The organism is Algihabitans albus (genome assembly GCF_003572205.1).
GTDB classification, from domain to species: Bacteria; Pseudomonadota; Alphaproteobacteria; order Kiloniellales; family DSM-21159; genus Algihabitans; species Algihabitans albus.
Map to the genome: position 1 here is coordinate 628,908 of NZ_QXNY01000003.1, position 17,911 is coordinate 646,818.

The 17,911-nt window shown below is 64.0% G+C and carries 21 protein-coding genes; 10 read left to right on the top strand and 11 right to left on the bottom strand.

Annotation, left to right across the window (positions count from 1 at the left end; all coding sequences use genetic code 11):
* Positions 1-74 precede the first annotated feature (74 nt).
* The 6 genes from DBZ32_RS09500 to DBZ32_RS09525 all read left to right on the top strand — a co-directional run bounded on the left by DBZ32_RS09500 (position 75) and on the right by DBZ32_RS09525 (position 3,287).
* A complete protein-coding gene (locus tag DBZ32_RS09500) occupies positions 75-479 on the top strand; it encodes an AtpZ/AtpI family protein (protein ID WP_162906681.1) in 405 nt (134 codons plus the stop codon).
* A gap of 8 nt (positions 480-487) precedes the next feature.
* Positions 488-1,246: a F0F1 ATP synthase subunit A gene (locus DBZ32_RS09505; protein WP_119166880.1), complete on the top strand. Its 759-nt coding sequence runs from the start codon at positions 488-490 to the stop codon at positions 1,244-1,246.
* Between the two features lie 63 nt (positions 1,247-1,309).
* Positions 1,310-1,534 carry a F0F1 ATP synthase subunit C gene (locus DBZ32_RS09510; protein WP_119166881.1) on the top strand — a complete coding sequence of 75 codons (225 nt, stop codon included), beginning with the start codon at positions 1,310-1,312 and terminating at the stop codon, positions 1,532-1,534.
* Between the two features lie 154 nt (positions 1,535-1,688).
* Positions 1,689-2,327 carry a F0F1 ATP synthase subunit B family protein gene (locus tag DBZ32_RS09515; protein ID WP_119166882.1) on the top strand — a complete coding sequence of 213 codons (639 nt, stop codon included), beginning with the start codon at positions 1,689-1,691 and terminating at the stop codon, positions 2,325-2,327.
* The gene (locus DBZ32_RS09520; protein ID WP_119166883.1) at positions 2,327-2,809 is read left to right on the top strand and encodes a F0F1 ATP synthase subunit B family protein; all 483 of its coding nucleotides are present in this window, start codon (positions 2,327-2,329) and stop codon (positions 2,807-2,809) included. The genes DBZ32_RS09515 and DBZ32_RS09520 overlap by 1 nt, the downstream gene beginning before the upstream one ends.
* 106 nt (positions 2,810-2,915) lie before the next feature.
* The gene (locus tag DBZ32_RS09525; protein ID WP_119166884.1) at positions 2,916-3,287 is read left to right on the top strand and encodes a tRNA-binding protein; all 372 of its coding nucleotides are present in this window, start codon (positions 2,916-2,918) and stop codon (positions 3,285-3,287) included.
* 44 nt (positions 3,288-3,331) lie between these two features.
* Here the strand turns inward: DBZ32_RS09525 and DBZ32_RS09530 are convergent, their stop codons facing one another.
* From DBZ32_RS09530 to DBZ32_RS09545, 4 genes are all read right to left on the bottom strand, one after another.
* Positions 3,332-3,874 carry a GNAT family N-acetyltransferase gene (locus tag DBZ32_RS09530; protein ID WP_162906682.1) on the bottom strand — a complete coding sequence of 181 codons (543 nt, stop codon included), beginning with the start codon at positions 3,872-3,874 and terminating at the stop codon, positions 3,332-3,334.
* Positions 3,875-3,917: 43 nt separating this feature from the next.
* On the bottom strand, positions 3,918-5,303 hold the full coding sequence (locus tag DBZ32_RS09535; protein WP_235830119.1) for an ATP-binding protein: 1,386 nt from the start codon (positions 5,301-5,303) through the stop codon (positions 3,918-3,920).
* 180 nt (positions 5,304-5,483) lie between these two features.
* Positions 5,484-6,173, bottom strand: a complete 690-nt coding sequence (locus tag DBZ32_RS09540) for a response regulator (RefSeq protein WP_119166886.1) — start codon at positions 6,171-6,173, stop codon at positions 5,484-5,486.
* A 107-nt stretch (positions 6,174-6,280) separates the two neighbouring features.
* Positions 6,281-6,781, bottom strand: a complete 501-nt coding sequence (locus tag DBZ32_RS09545) for a MarR family winged helix-turn-helix transcriptional regulator (RefSeq protein ID WP_119166887.1) — start codon at positions 6,779-6,781, stop codon at positions 6,281-6,283.
* A 221-nt stretch (positions 6,782-7,002) separates the two neighbouring features.
* Here DBZ32_RS09545 and DBZ32_RS09550 point away from each other — a divergent pair, with 221 nt between their 5' ends.
* Both DBZ32_RS09550 and DBZ32_RS09555 read left to right on the top strand, forming a co-directional pair.
* On the top strand, positions 7,003-7,911 hold the full coding sequence (locus DBZ32_RS09550; RefSeq protein WP_119166888.1) for a branched-chain amino acid aminotransferase: 909 nt from the start codon (positions 7,003-7,005) through the stop codon (positions 7,909-7,911).
* 202 nt (positions 7,912-8,113) lie between these two features.
* A complete protein-coding gene (locus DBZ32_RS09555) occupies positions 8,114-9,787 on the top strand; it encodes a hypothetical protein (RefSeq protein ID WP_119166889.1) in 1,674 nt (557 codons plus the stop codon).
* Between the two features lie 391 nt (positions 9,788-10,178).
* Here the strand turns inward: DBZ32_RS09555 and DBZ32_RS09560 are convergent, their stop codons facing one another.
* On the bottom strand, positions 10,179-11,675 hold the full coding sequence (locus DBZ32_RS09560; protein WP_162906683.1) for a S8 family serine peptidase: 1,497 nt from the start codon (positions 11,673-11,675) through the stop codon (positions 10,179-10,181).
* A 275-nt stretch (positions 11,676-11,950) separates the two neighbouring features.
* Between DBZ32_RS09560 and DBZ32_RS09565 the strand changes: the two genes are divergently transcribed.
* A complete protein-coding gene (locus DBZ32_RS09565; protein ID WP_235830120.1) occupies positions 11,951-12,487 on the top strand; it encodes an RNA polymerase sigma factor in 537 nt (178 codons plus the stop codon).
* The gene (locus tag DBZ32_RS09570; protein WP_119166892.1) at positions 12,484-13,281 is read left to right on the top strand and encodes an anti-sigma factor family protein; all 798 of its coding nucleotides are present in this window, start codon (positions 12,484-12,486) and stop codon (positions 13,279-13,281) included. The genes DBZ32_RS09565 and DBZ32_RS09570 overlap by 4 nt, the downstream gene beginning before the upstream one ends.
* 70 nt (positions 13,282-13,351) lie before the next feature.
* Here the strand turns inward: DBZ32_RS09570 and DBZ32_RS09575 are convergent, their stop codons facing one another.
* The 6 genes from DBZ32_RS09575 to DBZ32_RS09600 all read right to left on the bottom strand — a co-directional run bounded on the left by DBZ32_RS09575 (position 13,352) and on the right by DBZ32_RS09600 (position 17,876).
* Positions 13,352-13,825 carry a molybdenum cofactor biosynthesis protein MoaE gene (locus DBZ32_RS09575; protein ID WP_119166893.1) on the bottom strand — a complete coding sequence of 158 codons (474 nt, stop codon included), beginning with the start codon at positions 13,823-13,825 and terminating at the stop codon, positions 13,352-13,354.
* 10 nt (positions 13,826-13,835) lie between these two features.
* The gene (gene moaD, locus DBZ32_RS09580) at positions 13,836-14,087 is read right to left on the bottom strand and encodes a molybdopterin converting factor subunit 1 (protein ID WP_208539184.1); all 252 of its coding nucleotides are present in this window, start codon (positions 14,085-14,087) and stop codon (positions 13,836-13,838) included.
* Positions 14,088-14,095: 8 nt separating this feature from the next.
* On the bottom strand, positions 14,096-15,352 hold the full coding sequence (locus DBZ32_RS09585; RefSeq protein WP_119166895.1) for a molybdopterin molybdotransferase MoeA: 1,257 nt from the start codon (positions 15,350-15,352) through the stop codon (positions 14,096-14,098).
* Positions 15,352-15,873 carry a molybdopterin-guanine dinucleotide biosynthesis protein B gene (gene mobB, locus DBZ32_RS09590; RefSeq protein ID WP_119166896.1) on the bottom strand — a complete coding sequence of 174 codons (522 nt, stop codon included), beginning with the start codon at positions 15,871-15,873 and terminating at the stop codon, positions 15,352-15,354. The genes DBZ32_RS09585 and mobB overlap by 1 nt, the downstream gene beginning before the upstream one ends.
* Before the next feature lie 119 nt (positions 15,874-15,992).
* Positions 15,993-16,556 carry a CDP-diacylglycerol--glycerol-3-phosphate 3-phosphatidyltransferase gene (pgsA, locus tag DBZ32_RS09595; protein ID WP_119166897.1) on the bottom strand — a complete coding sequence of 188 codons (564 nt, stop codon included), beginning with the start codon at positions 16,554-16,556 and terminating at the stop codon, positions 15,993-15,995.
* Positions 16,557-16,688: 132 nt separating this feature from the next.
* On the bottom strand, positions 16,689-17,876 hold the full coding sequence (locus DBZ32_RS09600) for an MFS transporter (protein ID WP_119166898.1): 1,188 nt from the start codon (positions 17,874-17,876) through the stop codon (positions 16,689-16,691).
* Positions 17,877-17,911 lie beyond the last annotated feature (35 nt).

The following is a 17,911-nucleotide window of genomic DNA, read 5'->3' on the forward strand; positions in this document are numbered from 1 at the left end:
GCACAGGTGTCCCGGTTAAGGCGTACCTGGGGAGGTCCAGGGCCGCCCGCCTGTGCAAGGGGAGTGCTCGACCCATGGCAACCGAGCCCGGGTCACGAGGACCGTCGCCGTCGGATGACGGTTTCGACGAGCGGCTCAAAGCGGCGCGAAAACGGCGCGAGGCCGAAAAGTCGAAGTGGAAGCGGGTCGAGACCCAGGGCCCCAGCGGCCTGGGAATCGGCATGCGGATAGCGTCGGAGATCGTGGCGGCTATTCTCGTGTCCGTTGCCATCGGGCTGATGCTCGACAGGTTTCTGGGCACCAAACCCTGGATGCTGATTCTGTTCATCGTCCTCGGTTCGGGAGCAGCCATCAGCAATGTTATCCGCACCGGCCGGGAGCTGGATCGGAAGCAAAAAGAAGCGAAGGCCCGGGCGGCCGAGCAGGCGCAGCAGGAAAGCGCCGCGGAGTCCGAAGGGCGGGACGAGCGCAGGGATTAGGGCGAAACGTGGCTGAAACAGCAAATGGAGCCGAAGCAGGCTTCCCCGTCGACCCTCTCTATCAGTTTGTGATCAAGCCGATCGTGCCGATCGAGATCGGCGGCGTGGATCTGTCCTTCACCAATTCCTCGCTGTGGATGTTCATTACGATCGCCGCGGTGACCGCGCTCCTCACCTTCGCGACCCGCCGGCGGGCGCTGGTGCCGGGACGCCTGCAGTCCGTGGCCGAGCTGCTCTACGAGACCATCGCCAACATGGTGCGCGACAATGTCGGCAGCGCCGGACGCGCGTACTTTCCTTTCATCTTCACGCTCTTCATGTTCGTGCTGTTCGGCAACCTCTTGGGAATGGTGCCGAGTTCCTTCACCTTCACGAGCCACATCGTGGTGACCTTCTTCATGGCGATGACGATCTTCATCGCGGTGACGGTCATCGGCTTCGCGCGTCACGGCTTCGGCTATCTCCGCCTGTTCTTCCCGCATGGTGCGCCAGCCTGGACCGCGATCATCCTGGTTCCGGTGGAGTTGATCTCCTACTTTTCGCGGCCGGTCAGCCATTCGATGCGGCTTTTCGCCAACATGATGGCCGGCCACATCCTCTTGAAGGTCTTCGCGGGCTTCGTGTTGCTGCTCGGCGTTGCCGGTGTCGTACCGCTGGCGGCGCTGGTCGGGATCACCGCACTCGAGTTCCTGGTCGCAACCTTGCAGGCCTACATCTTCACTATTTTCGCGTGCGTCTATCTCCACGACGCGCTCTACCTCCACTAGACCTCGGGCCCCGCCACGACGAAGGGGCCTACGAAATCAACGTAAAACTTGGGAGTTGACGAAATGGATGTCGAAGCTGCGCGCATGATCGGTGCCGGTCTGGCGACCCTGGGCATGATCGGTGCTGGCCTGGGCCTAGGCAACGTGTGGTCGAGCTACTTCTCTGCGATCGCACGCAACCCAGCCTCGAAGGATGAGATTGGCGCCAGCATCTGGATCGGCTTCGCCGTGACCGAAGCTATCGCGATCTTCGCACTGGTCGTCGCTCTGCTCATCCTGTTCGGCTAGGATTAAGAGATCTTGCGGCTGCGACCGCCTTCGATGCCGGATGGGATCGATCGTCGGTACGCAGCCGCGACTGATTGCCGATCCGACCGCAAGGGCCTTCAAGGCGCCAAGGTCGGGTCGTCCATTCGGCCAGTAGCCCTAAGGTGACCAAGTCGTGAGCCGCACTATCTCCCGCCTCTTCGCCGCGCGTCAGACGGTCCGCTTCCTCTCGATGGGCACCGCCGCCGTCGTCACGCTGGTCGCAGCAACACCATTGCTGGCCGCCGAGCAGCAGGGCGGTCTGCCGCAACTCACGCAGACCGACACCTATGCCGGTCAGATCTTCTGGACCATCGTCACCTTCGGCATCCTCTATCTGGTGATGTCGAAGGTTGTGATTCCGCGGATCGGCAACGCCGTGGAAGAACGGCAGGACAAGATCGACGACGATTTGACCCGTGCCGGAAAGCTGAAGAGCGAGACCGAACAGGTCATCCAGGAATACGAAGCCGCCTTGGCGACGGCCCGCGACGCGGCGCGTGAAACCCACCGCAAGGCGACCGAGGCCTGGACCAAGAAGGCGGACAAGCTCGAGCAGGCCTTTGCCGACAAGCTGGCGAATCAGACCAGTGACGCGGAGCAACGCATTTCAGCCGCCAAAGCGGAGGCCTTGACCAACCTGAAGGAGGTCGCCACCGAGATCTCGGCGGCGGCCACGGCCAAGCTCCTCGGCGAGGCACCGAAGCCCACGGACGCCAAGAAGGCGGTAGAGGCCAGCATGACGAGTTCGGACGCTACAGGGGGACAGGTCTGATGCTGGGTAGCGAATATACCTGGATCACCCTCGCGCTCTTCATCTTCTTCGCCCTGGTGTTCTGGAAGGGCTTCAGGCCCGTTCTGAAGTCTCTGGACAGCCGCGCCGAGCGCATTCGCAAGGAACTCGACGAAGCTCAGACCCTGCGTGAAGACGCGCAAAAGATGCTGGCCGAGTACAAGCGCAAGCAACGCGATGCGATCCAGGAGGCCGAGGCTATCGTCGAGCACGCCAAGCTCGAGGCCGAACGCCTGCGCAAGTCCGCCGAGGCCGACTTGGAAGCGTCCTTGAAGCGTCGTGAAGACCTTGCCCTCGCCAAGATCGAGCAGGCCGAACAGAACGCTCTAAGCGAGGTCCGCAACCAGGCCGTGGACGTTGCGATCGCCGCGGCGGCCAAGCTGATCGCCGAGCAGGTTGACGACAAGAAGGCCGAGGAGTTGGCCGCCTCCGCCATCCAGGACGTTGCGCAAAGACTGAACTGACGTCAGGCGTAAGGCAGCTTTTCGAACAGAATTCCAGAGTCTGCGCTATGGTCTGCGCCCCGGTCCGAACGACCGGGGCATTTTCTTTGCGAGAGGGATGAAAGTCATGAGTAAGAGCAAGAGCGCCAGTGAGGCGCCGGCTGGTGAAATCGGTTTTGCGGACTTCCTCAAGGTCGATATTCGCGTTGGCCGCATTCTGCAGGCCGAACCCTTTCCGGAAGCGCGCAAGCCGGCGATCAAGCTTTGGGTCGACTTCGGCGAACCGATCGGCCTGCGCAAGACCTCGGCGCAGATCACCAAGTACTACAAACCGGAAGACCTCCCGGGCCGCCAGGTTGTGGCCGTGGTCAACTTCCCAGCCAAGCAGATCGGCGCTTTCATGAGCGAGATTCTGGTTCTTGGCGTGCCGGATGCCGAGGGCGAAGTGGTCATGCTCGGTCCCGACCGGGAGGTTCCGCTCGGCGGCCGGATGTACTGAACAGCGTTTTGAAGCGATACCACGAGACCAGATAGCGATCCGGTCTAGACCGCCACCTGCTCGATGCCACGTAGAGCGCCACGCCGCATGGCCGTGCGACTGGCCGGATGCAGGCCGCGAGCGGCCTGCCGGGCCATCTCAGCAGCCAACGCCGGGCTCAGCTCGGACTCCGGAACGTCCTCGAAGCCGAGACGCCGGTAGTAAGGGGCATTCCAGAGCACCCGGCGAAAGGTGGTCAGCAATACCCAGCGGCAACCGCGAGCCGCCGCGACCTCGGCCACCGCGTCGATCAGGCGCGCACCGATCCGCCGCCCGGCCGCGTCGGGCAGGATGTTCAATTCACCCAGATAAAGTTCGCCCTCCATCGGCGTGTAGAGCGCAAAGCCGAGCAACCTGTCGTGAGCATCGGCGGCAACCAAGATGCCCTCCTCGGCGGCCAGATCGCGAAACGCGGCCAACTCGGTCGGAGGCATCCGCGCGACCTCCGGATGGGGTGAGTCGCGAAACCGGCGTGCCGCAGCCGCCTCGATCTGGCGGAGCGTCGGCAGCTCCTCTCGCAACGGCGTCCGCAAACTGACGGGCAGCACGACTGCGGCAGACTCTCCTGTGACGCTTGGGGAGACGCTCATGTCAAATCGGGAACCAAAGCCGAGCGCGCAGACCGCCCAAAGGAGAGTCATCGAGAGTCAGATCGCCGCCATGGCCGCGGGCGACGTCGCGCGCGATGGTCAGCCCCAGCCCGGTGCCGCCGGTTTCGGGATTGCGGGATTCCTCCAGCCTGACGAAGGGTTTGAAGACTTCCTCGCGGCGCTCTTCCGGAATACCGGGTCCGTCGTCGTCCACCAGGATCTCGAGACCGCCGTGGCGGAGACCCACGCGCAACGACACCATGTTGCCGTAGCGCACGCCATTCACGAGCAGATTGGTCAAACAGCGCCGGAAGGCTTCGCGTTTGAGAGGCAGCGTGATCGGCTGCTCCATATGAAGATCGACGGTGGCACCCTCGCGCCGCGCGTCGGCCACGACACGGCGGATCAAGTCGGACAGGTTGGTCAGCTTCGCTTCCTCGCCTCCCTCGCCCCGCGCAAAGGCAAGGTAGCCATCGACCATGCGCTCCATCTGTTGAACGTCCTGCTTGAGGCTCTCAATCTCAGGCGCCCCCCCCAACATCGCCAACTCCAACTTCATACGGGTCAGCGGCGTTCTCAAGTCATGACTGACCCCGGCCAGCACGGTCGTACGCTGTTGAATCTGGCGCTTGATCCGCTCGCGCATCTGGAGGAAAGCCGCCGCAGCCTGACGGACCTCGTCGGCTCCCTCGGGTCTGAATCCGGTCAAGTCGCCCCCCCTGCCGAAGCTGTCCGCGGCCTGAGCCAGACGGGTGATGGCACGCACCTGAATTCGCATGACGAGAAAAGCGACGACGAACAACACGATCGACGAGCCCACCATCCACATCAGGAAGATGTAGGTCGTCACGCTGAACAGCCGCTTCCGGCTGACATCCATCACCAGCAGCTCACGGCCCAGATTCACCTCGATGATGACGTCTCGGGGCAAAGAGACCGTATCGACGGTGAAGCGCGGACCCAGACGCTCCATGAGAGCGGTCTCGAGACGTTCGTGCAAAATCGAGCCGAGACGCGGCTCCACCGACTCGCTCAGTTCGGCACCGGGGATCAGTTCCGCCTGCAGCCAGAAAATGTGCTGAGCCAGCGAGAGGACCTCGGACTGCGGCATCTCACCCGACTGCAACAGGCGCACCATCATCTCGACGTCGCCGGCGAGGCCCTGGGCAAGACGCCAAGTCGTCGTGTCGTAGTGACGGTCGTAGAAGACCCAGGCGGAAATTACCTGGAGTAGAACGAGCGGTAGCAGAAGGATCAGCACAGAACGACCCAGAAAACCGCGCGGGAGCAGACGTTTGAGAAGCGACAAGCGCTCCGGCCTGCCGAGCGAAAGGCTCAGGTCCTCCATCCCAGCAGGTCGCTCGAAACGGTCTTCGTAGCTGCTCATGGCCTTCGCCCCAACCTGCGGCTCCGACTCCGCCCGGTTCAGTTCGTCGGTCTCTCGCCGCACCGAGCCTTCGGGTCTATTGCGACGGCCGTGTAGACCGGCATTCAGTCAAGACCGGACTGCCATCCACAACGGACTGCGGTCCATACCGACCTTCGGAGCATCGCATGCGGCGGGCCGTCAATCGACGACCAAAGTATAGCCCACTCCGCGCACCGTCTGGAGGTAGCGGGGGTACTTCGGATCCGTTTCGATCTTGCGGCGCAAGCGCGTGACCTGCACATCGATGGTCCGCGCATTGCCGATCTCCGGGCTCGTCTCGCTCAGTTCGTCGCGGCTGACAGGCGCGCCGACACGGTCGGCCAAAGCCTTGAGAAGCTGCTGTTCGGCCGTCGAAAGCCGGACATAAGCGTCACCACGACGCAGTTCCTCGCGGTCGAGATCGAAACTGAAAGCCCCGAAGTGCACCCGCCGTGGTGAAGAGGTCCCAGCCTCGGCGGCCTTCGCCCGGCGCAGCACGGCATTGATCCGCAGCACCAGCTCACGCGGCTCGAAGGGTTTCGAGAGATAGTCGTCCGCACCGCTTTCGAAGCCCTCGATACGGCTTTCGACTTCATCCATCGCCGTCAGCAGCAGCACGGGCACACGCTGTTCCCGGCGCAGCGCGCGCAGGAGATCGAGCCCGCTTTCCCCCGGCATCATGATGTCAAGCACCAGGAGATCGAAGGCTAAAGAGCGCAGAAACTCCCTCGCCTCGCCCGCCTGGCTCGCAGTCGTTACCCGGAACCCTTGATCACTCAAATAGCGTTGCAGCAGCTCGCGGAGCCGTGTGTCGTCGTCGACGACGAGTATGTGTGCGGCCTCTTCCATGGGCTGGAGTATAGGCGAATCAGCGAGTTCCACCTAGAGTCAGCGCCAGCTCCCACGCCGCAACGCGCCGATCGGAAGCTTGCCCTCCCGCGGTGTCGCAGACCAGCTTACGATCGCTCTGGTCCAACGGGCTCAGACCCGAAGCGCGCCCGGTCGGGCGAGTCGATCAAACCGCGCATCACGGTCCGAAAGCCCGCCACCGCATCCGCGCCGGCGTCGCGATACGCATGGGCGATCCGATGTTTCTGCACCTCGGTCAGCTTGCGCTCGAGCTCTCGGCCCGTCTCGGTTAGTTCCAGCAAACGCTGCCGGCGATCGGTTGTCCCTCGGGTCTGTTTGATGAAGCCCTCACGCACCAGCTGACCCAGCACGCGCGACAACGACTGCTTGGTGATCTGGAGAACGGACAAGAGCTGATTGACCGGCAATCCCGGGTGGCGGCCGACGAAGTAGATCACCCGGTGGTGCGCCCGACCGAAACCGTAGTCGTCCAGGATCCGGTCGGCATCGCCGGTAAAGTCGCGGTAGGCGAAGAACAGCAGCTCGATCGCCTGACGCAGTTCATCTTCGCGCAGGAACAGAGGATTCGCAGTTTTTACGTCAGCCATGTTGACATATCTAGGTCAGCTCGTTACGTTTGCGCTATCAGATGGGACAGAAAGTAACAAAGTGTGGTTTTTCGGAGCAACGATACTCCAAATACTCACTTGAACCCTGAACCCCTCGGTGACAGCTGACCGAACCGGCCAGAGGCTCGTTGGAGAGCTTATAAATGGCGGTCGGGCAACCAGAAGATAAAGGCTTATAGGGCCGGAGGACCCGTCTTTCCATGCTTCCTTTCGACGATCGCGACGGCTTCATCTGGATGGATGGAGACCTGGTTCCCTGGCCCGACGCAACGCTGCACAGCCTTTCGCACGGCCTCCACTACGGCTCCTGCGTCTTCGAGGGCGAACGTGCCTATGGCGGCGAGGTCTTCGCCATGACCGAGCACCACGAACGCCTTGTCGCCTCGGCGCAGCTGATGGACTTCGAGATCCCTTATAGCGTCGAAGAGATCGATGCGGCGGCCCGTAAGGTCCTGGAGGTCAACTCCATCGGCGACGGCTACGTCCGTCCCGTTGCCTGGCGCGGCAGCGAGATGATGGGGGTCTCAGCACAGAAGAACAGGATCCACTTGGTGATCGCCGCCTGGGATTGGCCGGCCTACTTCTCGCCGGAAGCCCGGCTGCAGGGCATCCGCATGACCTTCGCGAAGTACCGCCGCCCGGATCCCGCCACCGCACCGGTGCATGCCAAGGCCGCCGGCCTCTACATGATCTGCACCCTAAGCAAGCACGATGCTGAAAAGCGCGGCTACAACGATGCGCTGATGCTCGATTGGCGCGGCCAGATTGCCGAGGCCACCGGGGCGAACATCTTCCTGGTGCAAGAAGGCAAGCTTCATACACCGACGCCGGACTGCTTCCTCGACGGCATCACACGCCGCACGGTAGTCGGCTTGGCCAAGGATCTGGGCTACGAGGTGATCGAGCGCGCGATCCTGCCGGAGGAGCTGGCGAAGACCGACGAAGTCTTCATTACCGGCACGGCCGTCGAAGTGACGCCAGTGGCGGAAATAGACGGCCAGACGTTCAAGGTGGGCGAGATCACACGATCGCTGGTGACCGCCTACGACGACCTCGTCAATCGCCGCGATGGCCGTACGGCCCACGCCTCCATCGCCGCCGCAGAATAAGATCGTCACGCAGCAAGACAGTCACGTCACGGAGTCCTGGAGAGGACAGCGTCCTCCGAAACCTTCTTCCGGACTTTGTGACGGACCGCGGCGAGCCGCCGGGCACCCACCTACAGACGGCGCGGCATCGCCGGCTGCGAGGCGGGACACCGCGCGGTAGAGTGCCGAAGTCCGCTCCAGTGCGCAGCGAATCGTCACCGGTATGACCAATGCTCTCACCGCAGATCCGGCCGTAATCGCGGATCTGCTGCGCGGCCTGCGCGAGAAGCTGCCGATCGCACCTGGGGCCTATCCCTTGCCGGGACCGCTATATGCTTGCCTGCGGCGCAAAGGCAGGCGTGTCGACGAGGTTTGGATCGAGACTGGCAGTCTGGCGAATGCTTTCGCCGAGCTTCTGCCACGACTGGAAGCGATTGGTGCGGATACCCTCGGGCTTTGCCTGACCCACGGGTGGCGTCGCGTGTCGCCGGAGCGTTTCGAGCAAGTCTTCACCAGGGCCGCGCAGGGCAAAGTCGGCATTTCGGTCGCCTTCGACGGCCAAGAACGGCGCTTGGCCCCCCTGAGCGCCATCGCCAGCAACCGCAGCTTCACGCGCTGGCTAAGCCGGCAGCAGACGGCGCCAGGCCGCAGTCTCGCCGATGTCCTGTTCGAGGGAGTGGAGATCCGATCCTTCGCAGCCCGTCAACTCCATCTCGCCCCTCTTACAGGACCTGTAACCGCCCTGCGCGGCACGCTGCTGTCGTACGGTGCGCCGCTGGTTCCGCCGGACGCGTTTGACCGAGCGGAGCTGGACCGTTTGATCGAGGGGATGACGGCCTGGCTGCATGCGAACCTGCGCGACGACGGACAACTGCCCTACAAGTACTGGCCAAGCCGTGGACGCGAGTCCGACGCCGACAGTCCCATTCGCCGCTTCATGGCGACTCTCGCGCTGATCAAGACGGCGGAGGCGAAAGACGACACGGCCTTGATGATGCGTGCCGCGGCGAACCTGCAGTTCAACCTGGACCGCTTCTACCGCTCTGATGGGCGGGCCGGCCTGATCGAGTGGCAGGGCCAGGTGAAACTGGGGGCCGTCGCGCTGGCGGCACTGGCCATTCTGGAGCATCCTCAACGCCACCGCTGGGAAGAGGCCTATCGCCGTCTCTCGGCCACGGTTGACGATCTGCATCGGGCCGACGGCTCTTTCCGCAGCTTCCTGAAACCTGCCGAACGCAACGACAACCAGAACTTCTATCCCGGTGAAGCCCTGTTGTTCTGGGCTACGCGATTGCGCGCAGATCCCGAAGGCGACCTAGCCGCCCGTTTTCAAGCCAGTTTCATCCACTATCGCGCCTGGCACCGCGCCGCGCGCAGCCCGGCTTTCGTTCCCTGGCACAGCCAGGCCTACGCGCTTGCCTATGCGGCGCTGAACGCGGCTGAACTGAGAGACTTCGTATTTGAGATGAACGACTGGCTGTTGCCCCTGCAGCAGTGGGGCCAACCCCTGGCGCCCGTCTTTTGGGGCCGCTTTTACGATCCCGAGCGTCCGGACTACGGCCCGCCGCATGCCAGTTCGACCGGTGTTTACATCGAAGGCCTGGCTGCCGCCCTGACGCTCGCGACCGAGGCGAGCGAGACCTCGCGGGCCGCGCGCTACGAACGCGCGATTTGGCGCGCCGCGCGCAATCTTCGACAACTTCAGTTCAAGGACGAGGTCGACGCCTTCTACATCCAACGACGCCCGCGGGTGCTGGGCGGTCTGCGTACCGAGGCCTACAACAACGAGATCCGGGTGGACAACGTCCAACATGGCTTGATGGGACTGATGGCCGTACGCAGCCTCCTGCGCCAAACCAGTCTACAAGCCGCCGAAGTCGCCTGTTCCGACCGATAGCGCCCCGGTACTTCTATCCATCGACTTCTCGATCGTCCCCATCGGTCCCGTCGCGGCCCGTCGAGGAGACCGGCTCGTCAATCAGCTTCAACGGCCAGGCGAAAAAGGCGAGCCGTGCGGGGCTGAAGCTCCCCAAGGCAGTCTCGCTTTGCTTTTGCCGGGATCGGCTGCCTGCCGAGAAACCGTCGGCTGCCGGGGACGGGGAGGTCGAGGTCGTGGAGTCGGTCTTTCGGAAGGGGGATGCACTCACGGGATCGCTCTCCTGCGTAGCCGATGGGCATTAGAGGCGGCGGTATCGGCCGCAGCCTCCATGAGCATCCCGACAACGAACCGGACCGCCGCTTTATTCCCGAGCGCTCTACTGCCGAGCAGCGGACGTGCAGCGGCAACGCTAGGGGCTGCCGTTGCACACCGGCTCGGCCTGCAACAGGCCGTGGCCGAAGATCGGATCGTAGCCGGTCTTGCCCAGGTCGCGGGCCCGCTCTTCCAGCAGAGTCTTGAGCTCCTCGACCGACGGCCGGCCGAATTGTGCTGAGAGATCCGTGGCGGCGGCGGCAACGAAAGTCGCGGCATAGGACGTACCGCTTCGCGCTGCACCGCCGAAAGCCGTCGGCGCCCAGACATCTACCCCAGGAGCCGCCAGCGACAGATAGTTGCCGCGGTTGGCACTGCGGAACGGCCGCAGATCACGATCGATGGCAGTTACGGCGATCGCTCCCGGATAGGCGGCAGGATAAGCTGGATCGGCCGATGGCCCATCATTGCCCGCCGCGGCGACAACCAAGATGCCCCGGCGGGTCAGGGCCGACATGGCGCGCTCCACAAGGGCATTGGCTGGACCGGCGAGACTCATGTTGATGACCGGCAAGTCGAAGCCAGCCAACCAATCGAGGGCTTGCAGGATATCGGTCGTGCTGGCCACCGGTTGACCTTGTGCGTCCCGGTGAAAAACATCGGCGGCGTAGAGCGTCGCTTCGGGCAGGAGGCCCGGCGTTTCGCTCTCGGTCGCGCCGACCAAAAGCCCGGCAATCGCAGTGCCATGGTCGGAAAACGAGGGAGGCATGCGCTTCTCGTTGAATCGACGCGTACGGATCCGCTGCCCCTGCAGAGCCGGAGCATTGGTCGCAATCGCCGTATCGACGATACCCAACGCGAGCCCGGCACCACAACCGACACCGGCGGGGGGAAGCCAACCAACCAGGTTCTGCTGGTCACAAGCGGGGCCGCGGCAGTCGGCTTGAGCCAGACTGTAGACATGGTTCGGCGCCAAGGCGGTTGCCCCGAGACCGGATAGAGCCGCCTGAGCTTCGGCGTAGGAAACCGCGCCCAGCGAAAAACCGGTCACGGAGAGTCCGAGGTTCGCGTAGGTCGTTGCCAGACGTGGCGTCAGACCGAGCTGAACTGCGGCCGCAAAGACTTCGGGCGTGGCATCCAGCGCCAAAAGATCGGCAACATCCTGACCATCTCCACCGTCGGCCTCAGTGGTTGTCGGAGCCGTTTCATCATCATCATCATCATCATCGTCGTCATCATCATCGTCGTCAGCGTCATCATCATCATCATCGTCAGTGTCGGCGGCGCTGTTGTCGTCATCATCACCGTCGTCATCGCCGCCGTCGTCGCCATCACCGTCGCCGTCCCCGTCGCCATCACCGTCGCCGTCCCCATCACCGTCGCCGTCCCCGTCGCCATCACCGTCGCCGTCCCCATCACCGTCCCCGTCACCATCACCGTCCCCGTCCCCGTCCCCGTCGCCGTCCCCATCACCGTCCCCGTCGGCAAAGGCCGGGGCCGGGGCCAACAGCAGAGAGGGCGTTTCAGGAAAAGCAGATGGTTCGAGGAACGCGAAGACGACCAGGCAGACCCCACTCAAAAGGCGGCGGCGCAAAAACGTTGTGCCTCTCGCGAGGGGGGCAGGTACGGCGGGCCGCGGTATCGACGGGTCTCTGCGGCATTCGGACGATGACATTGCGGAAGAATCCCTGGTTGCAGGTGGTGCCGTGTAACAACGGATGATCGGGCAAGTTTAATCCAGCCTCACCCGGTAAATTTCTGCATCGAACTGCAATTGCGCTTACAATCTTGTTCTTCGCGGGGGCTTGGGAATAGATGCGTCATCTGGCGCGTTGTCTGCCCAGAACAACTGCATCGGGTGCGAGAGCCGTGAAGCAAGAACAAGAGATAAAAAAGGAACTGGTCGCGCTCCTGCCGCGTTTGCGGCGTTTCGCAACTGCACTGACCGGGACCCAGCACGAAGCGGACGACGTCGTTCAAGCGGCCTGCGAACGCGCTCTGACACGGCTGGATCAGTGGCGGGAAGGAACTCGACTGGACTCCTGGATGTTCCGAATCGTGCAGACGGTTTGGATCGACCGCTGCCGGGCCGAAAAGCTGCGCCGGCCGGCCGGCGATCTCGATAGTGTCGCCAGCATAAGCGGAGAAGACGGCAGGGCCGTTGCCGAGTCCAGAATCGAACTGGCACGGGTGCGCAAGCTGATTGCTCGCTTGCCTGAAGAGCAGCGTACCGTACTTTCGCTGGTGTCCATAGACGGCTGCAGCTACCGGCAGGCCGCCGAGTCTCTGAACATTCCCATCGGTACTGTGATGAGCCGCCTTGCACGCGCAAGGCGCGCCCTGGCCGAGGCCTTGAATGGCCCGACGAACAGCCCCTGGGGCAAGGTGGCAGGAGAAGGAGCATGAGCGACATGGGGGCACAGTTGAGTGACGAGAGGCTGGTTGCCTATGCCGACGGGGAGCTTCCAGAGCAGGAGGCGTTTGAAATCGAACAGGCGCTGATGGAGAACCCGGCTGCCGGGGCACGTCTCCGCGCCCTGGTCGAAGCAGGAGAAATGGCCCGTCTTGCTTTCGCCGCGATCACCGAAGAGCCGGTTCCAGAGCGGCTGCGTGCGGCAATCATGGATGCGCCGACGGCCATGAACGCCCCGACATCTGCGGATGAACCTGCGGCTACACCGGCAGAGGATGGCGCAGACAACGTGGTACGCCTGCCTCGGCGCCAAAACCGCCAGCAAACCGTCTGGCGGCCCGTGGCCCTGGCGGCATCCCTTGCGGTTGCGGTCGCGGCCGGGGTTTTCGCCTGGCTGCCCGGCGGCGAGAATGGCCAAACCGGCAACGGCCTGGCACCGCAACTCGCGGCTGCTCTGTCGCAAACGCCCAGCTACGAGCCGATTCAACTCGCTGACGGAGAACTGACCGTGCTCGGCAGCTTCCGCAGTCAAGACAATCGCTTCTGCCGGGAGTTCGAACGACTGTCGGACGGGGGTGGGGAGCGCGGCCTCGTCTGCCGCTCTGGGCCTCAGGCCGACTGGCAGATGGTCGCCGGCAGCTCAATTCCGCCGGCCGCCACGACTGAGACCGGCAGCTTCCGCCCGGCGGGGGCTGGCGACGAAGACCCCGTTGCCGCTGCGGTCGACCGTCTGCAAGCCGGCCCGGTGCTCTCCGCCGACGAAGAGCAGCGCGAACTGGGATTGTAAAGATACAAGCGGACAACCGCCTGCAAGAGGCTCCTAACAGCCCTTGCCCGGCACTTTCAATCCGCCTCGCCTAGTCTGCCGCGTCGTCGTCCTGGCGCCAGCGGGCGGCGGCTTCATCGTCACTGCTCCGTGCGTCCACCCAGCTACGCGCGCCGCCTTGGCTCTCCTCGACTTTCCAAAAAGGCGCTTTGGTCTTCAGCCAGTCGATCAGAAAATGGCAGGCTTCGAAGGCCGCTTCACGATGGGGGCTGGCACAGGCAACCAGGACGATCTGCTCACCCGGTTCCATCCGGCCGTAGCGATGGACGATCAGCGAGGCCTCCAACGGCCAGCGTGCCTGGGCCTCGGCCTCAATCCTCTCCAGCATGCGCTCGGTCATGCCTGGATAGTGTTCCAAGGTCATGGCGGCCAGTTCCGGCGTTTCCGCCATGTCGCGCACCAGACCGACGAAGGAGGTCAGACCGCCGACCCGACGATTGCCTGCCGTGAGCGCCTTCAGTTCCGCACTGAGATCGAAGTCTTCTCGCTGGACTCTGACGGCCATGGCTATGCCCTCATCCGCCCGTCACCGGCGGGAAGAGGGCCACCTCGTCACCTGGCTTCACAAGATCGCTTGGGCGCGCGTATTCCTGATTGACCGCCACGCGGATCGCCGTGCGGTCGGCCAATGCCTCGGCAAAGCCCTCACCACGACCCTCCAGCCAGCTCAGCAACTCGCCGACGGTGGCGACTTCGGCCGGTGGCTGGACTTCTTCTTCGGAACAGCCGGTTTTTTGCTTCAGCCAAGCAAAGTACAACAGCTTCACAGGCGCGCTCATGGGGTCACCTCGCTGAAGGGCAGAAATTCGACGATCGCGCCGGATTCCAGCCTGGTCAAATCCTCGGGCAACTCGACCAGTCCGTCGGCCTCGACCAGAGAGGACAGGATACCGGCCCCCTCGCGCGGAAACTTTCGGGCGATCAGCCGTCCATCGCTTCCCAGGGACAGGCGGGCACGCACCCACTCCCGCCGATCCCTTTTCTTCTTGTGATCGAAGTCCGCCGTCACGGCGAAGCGATGCGGTGGCTCCACCCGGCCGCCCAGCAGGCGCAGGATCATCGGCCGCACCACGGCCAGGAAGGTGACCATCGAGGCCACCGGATTGCCCGGCAGGCCCACGAAGGGTGTCAGACCGACCTGGCCCAGCGCAATGGGGCGCCCTGGCTTGATCGCAAGCTTCCAGGCATGCAGCTTACCCTGCGATTCGACGGCTGCTTTGACATGGTCTTCTTCACCGGTGGAAACGCCGCCGGAGGTCAGCAGGAGGTCGTGGTCGACGGCGGCCTCGCCCAACGCCGCCGTCACGCTGTCGCGCCGGTCCGGCAGGATGCCGAGGTCGGAGACCCGGCAACCCAGCCCCCGAAGCAGGGCGCCAACGGTGTAGCGGTTGGAATCGTAGATGCAGCCGGGTCGCGGCACCTGCCCCGGCTCCTGCAGTTCGTCGCCGGTCGAGAAAAGCGCGACCCGCAGCGGTCGCGAAACCATCAGTTCGGTCAGCCCTGCGGCGGCGGCCAAACCGACGTCCTGCGGCCGCAGACGTTGACCTGCGCGCAGCACCGTCTCGCCCGCCGTGATATCCTCGCCGGCGAGGCGCCGGTTGCTGCCGCGTTTGATCCCGGGACGGATCACCACCGCTTCGCCGTCCAAACTGCAGTCTTCCTGCATCATCACGGTGTCCGGCCCCTCAGGCATCAGGGCTCCGGTAAAGATGCGAATCGCCTCGCCCCGGCCGGCCGATCGTCCCAGGGGGTGGCCGGCGGCCGCGCGGCCAGTGATCGGCAGGCGCGTTTCCGCCTCTGGGTCCAAGTCGGCGAAATGCACCGCATAGCCATCGACAGCGGAGTTGTTCTCCGCCGGAACCGACACCGCCGACACCACGTCTTCGCGCAGAACCCGGCCCAGAGCCTCGCTCAACGCCACCTGCTCGACCTCGATGATGGTGTCGATACGCGCTTCCAGCAACGCCAGGGCCTCGTCCAAACGCATCAGCCGACCCCCATGTGCAAAGCAGTCGTCGCTCAATTGCGCCATCAGGCCACTCCTTGCCGCCGCGCCGCGCTCAGACCGCAATGACTCACCACGAAGTCGGCAATCGCCTCCACATCGTTCAAGTCGAGCAGCGGCCGGTCGATCTCCGGCGTCGGCCCGTCGCTGGCAATCGCGACGATATGTGGATCGTCCGCCGCCAGCAGCGGCTTGCCGACGCTGCGGCGAAAGACCTCGATCTTCTCGTGACGCTCCTTCTTGAAGCCCTCGATGATCAGCAGATCGACTGGCGTCATTTGCGGCATCAGCTCTTCCGCGGTTGGCTCCGGCGCACCGCGATGCTCATGCATCAGTGCCCAGCGGTTGGCGGAGGTGATCATGACCTCGGTCGCCCCCGCCTCACGATGCTCGTAGGAATCCTTGCCGGGTTTGTCGATATCGAAGGCGTGATGGGCATGCTTCATGGTGGAAACGCGGTAGCCGCGCGCCACGAGCGCGGGAATCAGCTTGCGCACCAAGGTGGTCTTGCCGCTGCCGCTCCAACCTGCCAGTCCGATGATCTTCATCTCGGGTCTTCCTGCCCGCCCATCCATAGGTTTCGCGATGTAGGAATACCCGAAGGCCACGCAAGTCAACCAGACAGGCCGTAGGGCTAAGGACTCCGGTGGTTCGGCGCCGCCGTTCGCTACTCGCCGCCCGACCCGGCCCGCATGTGGGTCAGGCCGCGGACCAGGTAGTCCCACCCGGTGATCAGAGTCAGACCGGCAGCCAGCCACAGCAGGGCTTCAGCCGCCAAGCCCAGTTCCGGCGTCAGCACGGGAGCGAGAATCAGCAAGGAAATGGCAGCGAGCTGCACCGCCGTTTTCCACTTGGCCAACTTGCTGACCGGCATCGGAACGCTCAGTTCGGCCAGGTATTCCCGCAAACCCGAAACCAGGATTTCGCGGCAGAGAATGACGATCGCCGCCACCACCGCCCAGCCGGCGACGTCGCCGCTGGCCACGAGCATCACCACGACGGCGGCGACCAGCAGTTTGTCGGCGATCGGGTCGAGGAATCGGCCAAGCGGCGAGACTTCGCCGCGGGCACGCGCCAGCCTGCCGTCGAGCCAATCGGTGAAGGCCGCCGCCCCGAACAGAACGAACGCCACCCAGCGGGCCGCTTCCGAATCGAAGGACAGCAAAGCCACCACGGCCGGAATCGCGACAATCCGCGCTAGCGTCAACAAGTTCGGCAACGTGGTCAGCATGATCCTTGGCACCCCCGACGTCTTTCTAACATAGAGCATCCAGAGTTACAGAGGCACGACCACGCAGTCAGGCAAGCCTTTCACCGCCGCCTGGAGCAAGATCGCCTTGGATGGAAGCGAAGCCGCCTCCAGCTAGAGGGATCGCGCTCTGGCGGCCAAAGCAGACAGAAGAGCGATACCTGCCAAGACAAGGAAAGTCGCTTGGAAGCCGGCCACGGCGACGACCGTCGCAAAAACGAGGGGCCCCAGAAGGAATCCGGCGAAAATCCCCAGGGCAACGGCATTCTGTGCCTCCGCCACCCTGCCCTCGGGTGCGGCTTCCGCGCTCTCGGCCAGCAGCACCCCATTCCAGCTCCCCACCACGAAGCCCGCGGCGGCCACCGGAATGGCGATCGTCAAGGGCAGGACACCGGGGTTCAGGACGGACAGGATCGCAACGGCGGCCGACGACGCGACACCGATGTGCATCAGTATGACCGGTCGCAGGGCCTGTTTGTCTCCGAGCCAACCCGACAGGATACGGCCCGGAATACTAGCTGCTTGAAAGGCAGCATAGAGTCCGCCGGCAAAAACGAGAGAGAGCTGCAGTTCGGTCACCAGATAGGTGACGAGAAAGGCATTCAAACTCCCCTGAACGACGGCAAGCAGCGCTCCTACGGCGACAAGACGGCGGAATGAGCGAAGCCGGATCAGGCCGAGGAGGACCTTCAGGTCGGCCAGGCCGGAACCGCCGGTCGCGCTCCGCACCCTCCCGAAACTGCCCCGGTCCCGGCGCATCGACAGTTCCACGAAAACCGCCACCGTCACCCCAAGTGCCGAGGCGGCGAGCAGTGCCGTTTGCCAGGTTCCGATCCCCGCAAGGACCGGAAGCCCGGCACCCGCGATCAAGGCACCGAGAGGGACGCCGGCCTGTTTGATCGAGAAAGCAAGCCTCAGTCTCTGACGGGGAACCGACCGCTGAAGCAGCAAACCGCTCGCTGGGGCATTTGCGCCGAACCCCAGGCCGATCAACAGTCCGGCGGCGATCACGAGCCACCATGCCCCACTCAGGGCAAGGAGCAGGCTTCCAGCGCAAACCAGAGCGCCGATCTGCAGGATGCGCTCGGGCCCCGCTCGGCGGACCAATCCGCCGCCCAGCAGATAGAAGAAAATCGCACCTCCGGCCGCCGCGGAGGAATAGTAGCCGACATAGGAGGCTGGAACGCCGATGCTGCTTGTTATCGCAGGTCCCAAGACGGGGACCGCCATATCGATGGCGCTCGTCGCGACTTGTACGGACAGCGCGATGGAGAGCGGGCGCCGCCAGTTATTGCTAGGCATGGTCCCAGCACAGTCTGGCGGCTCCGCCCGACCAG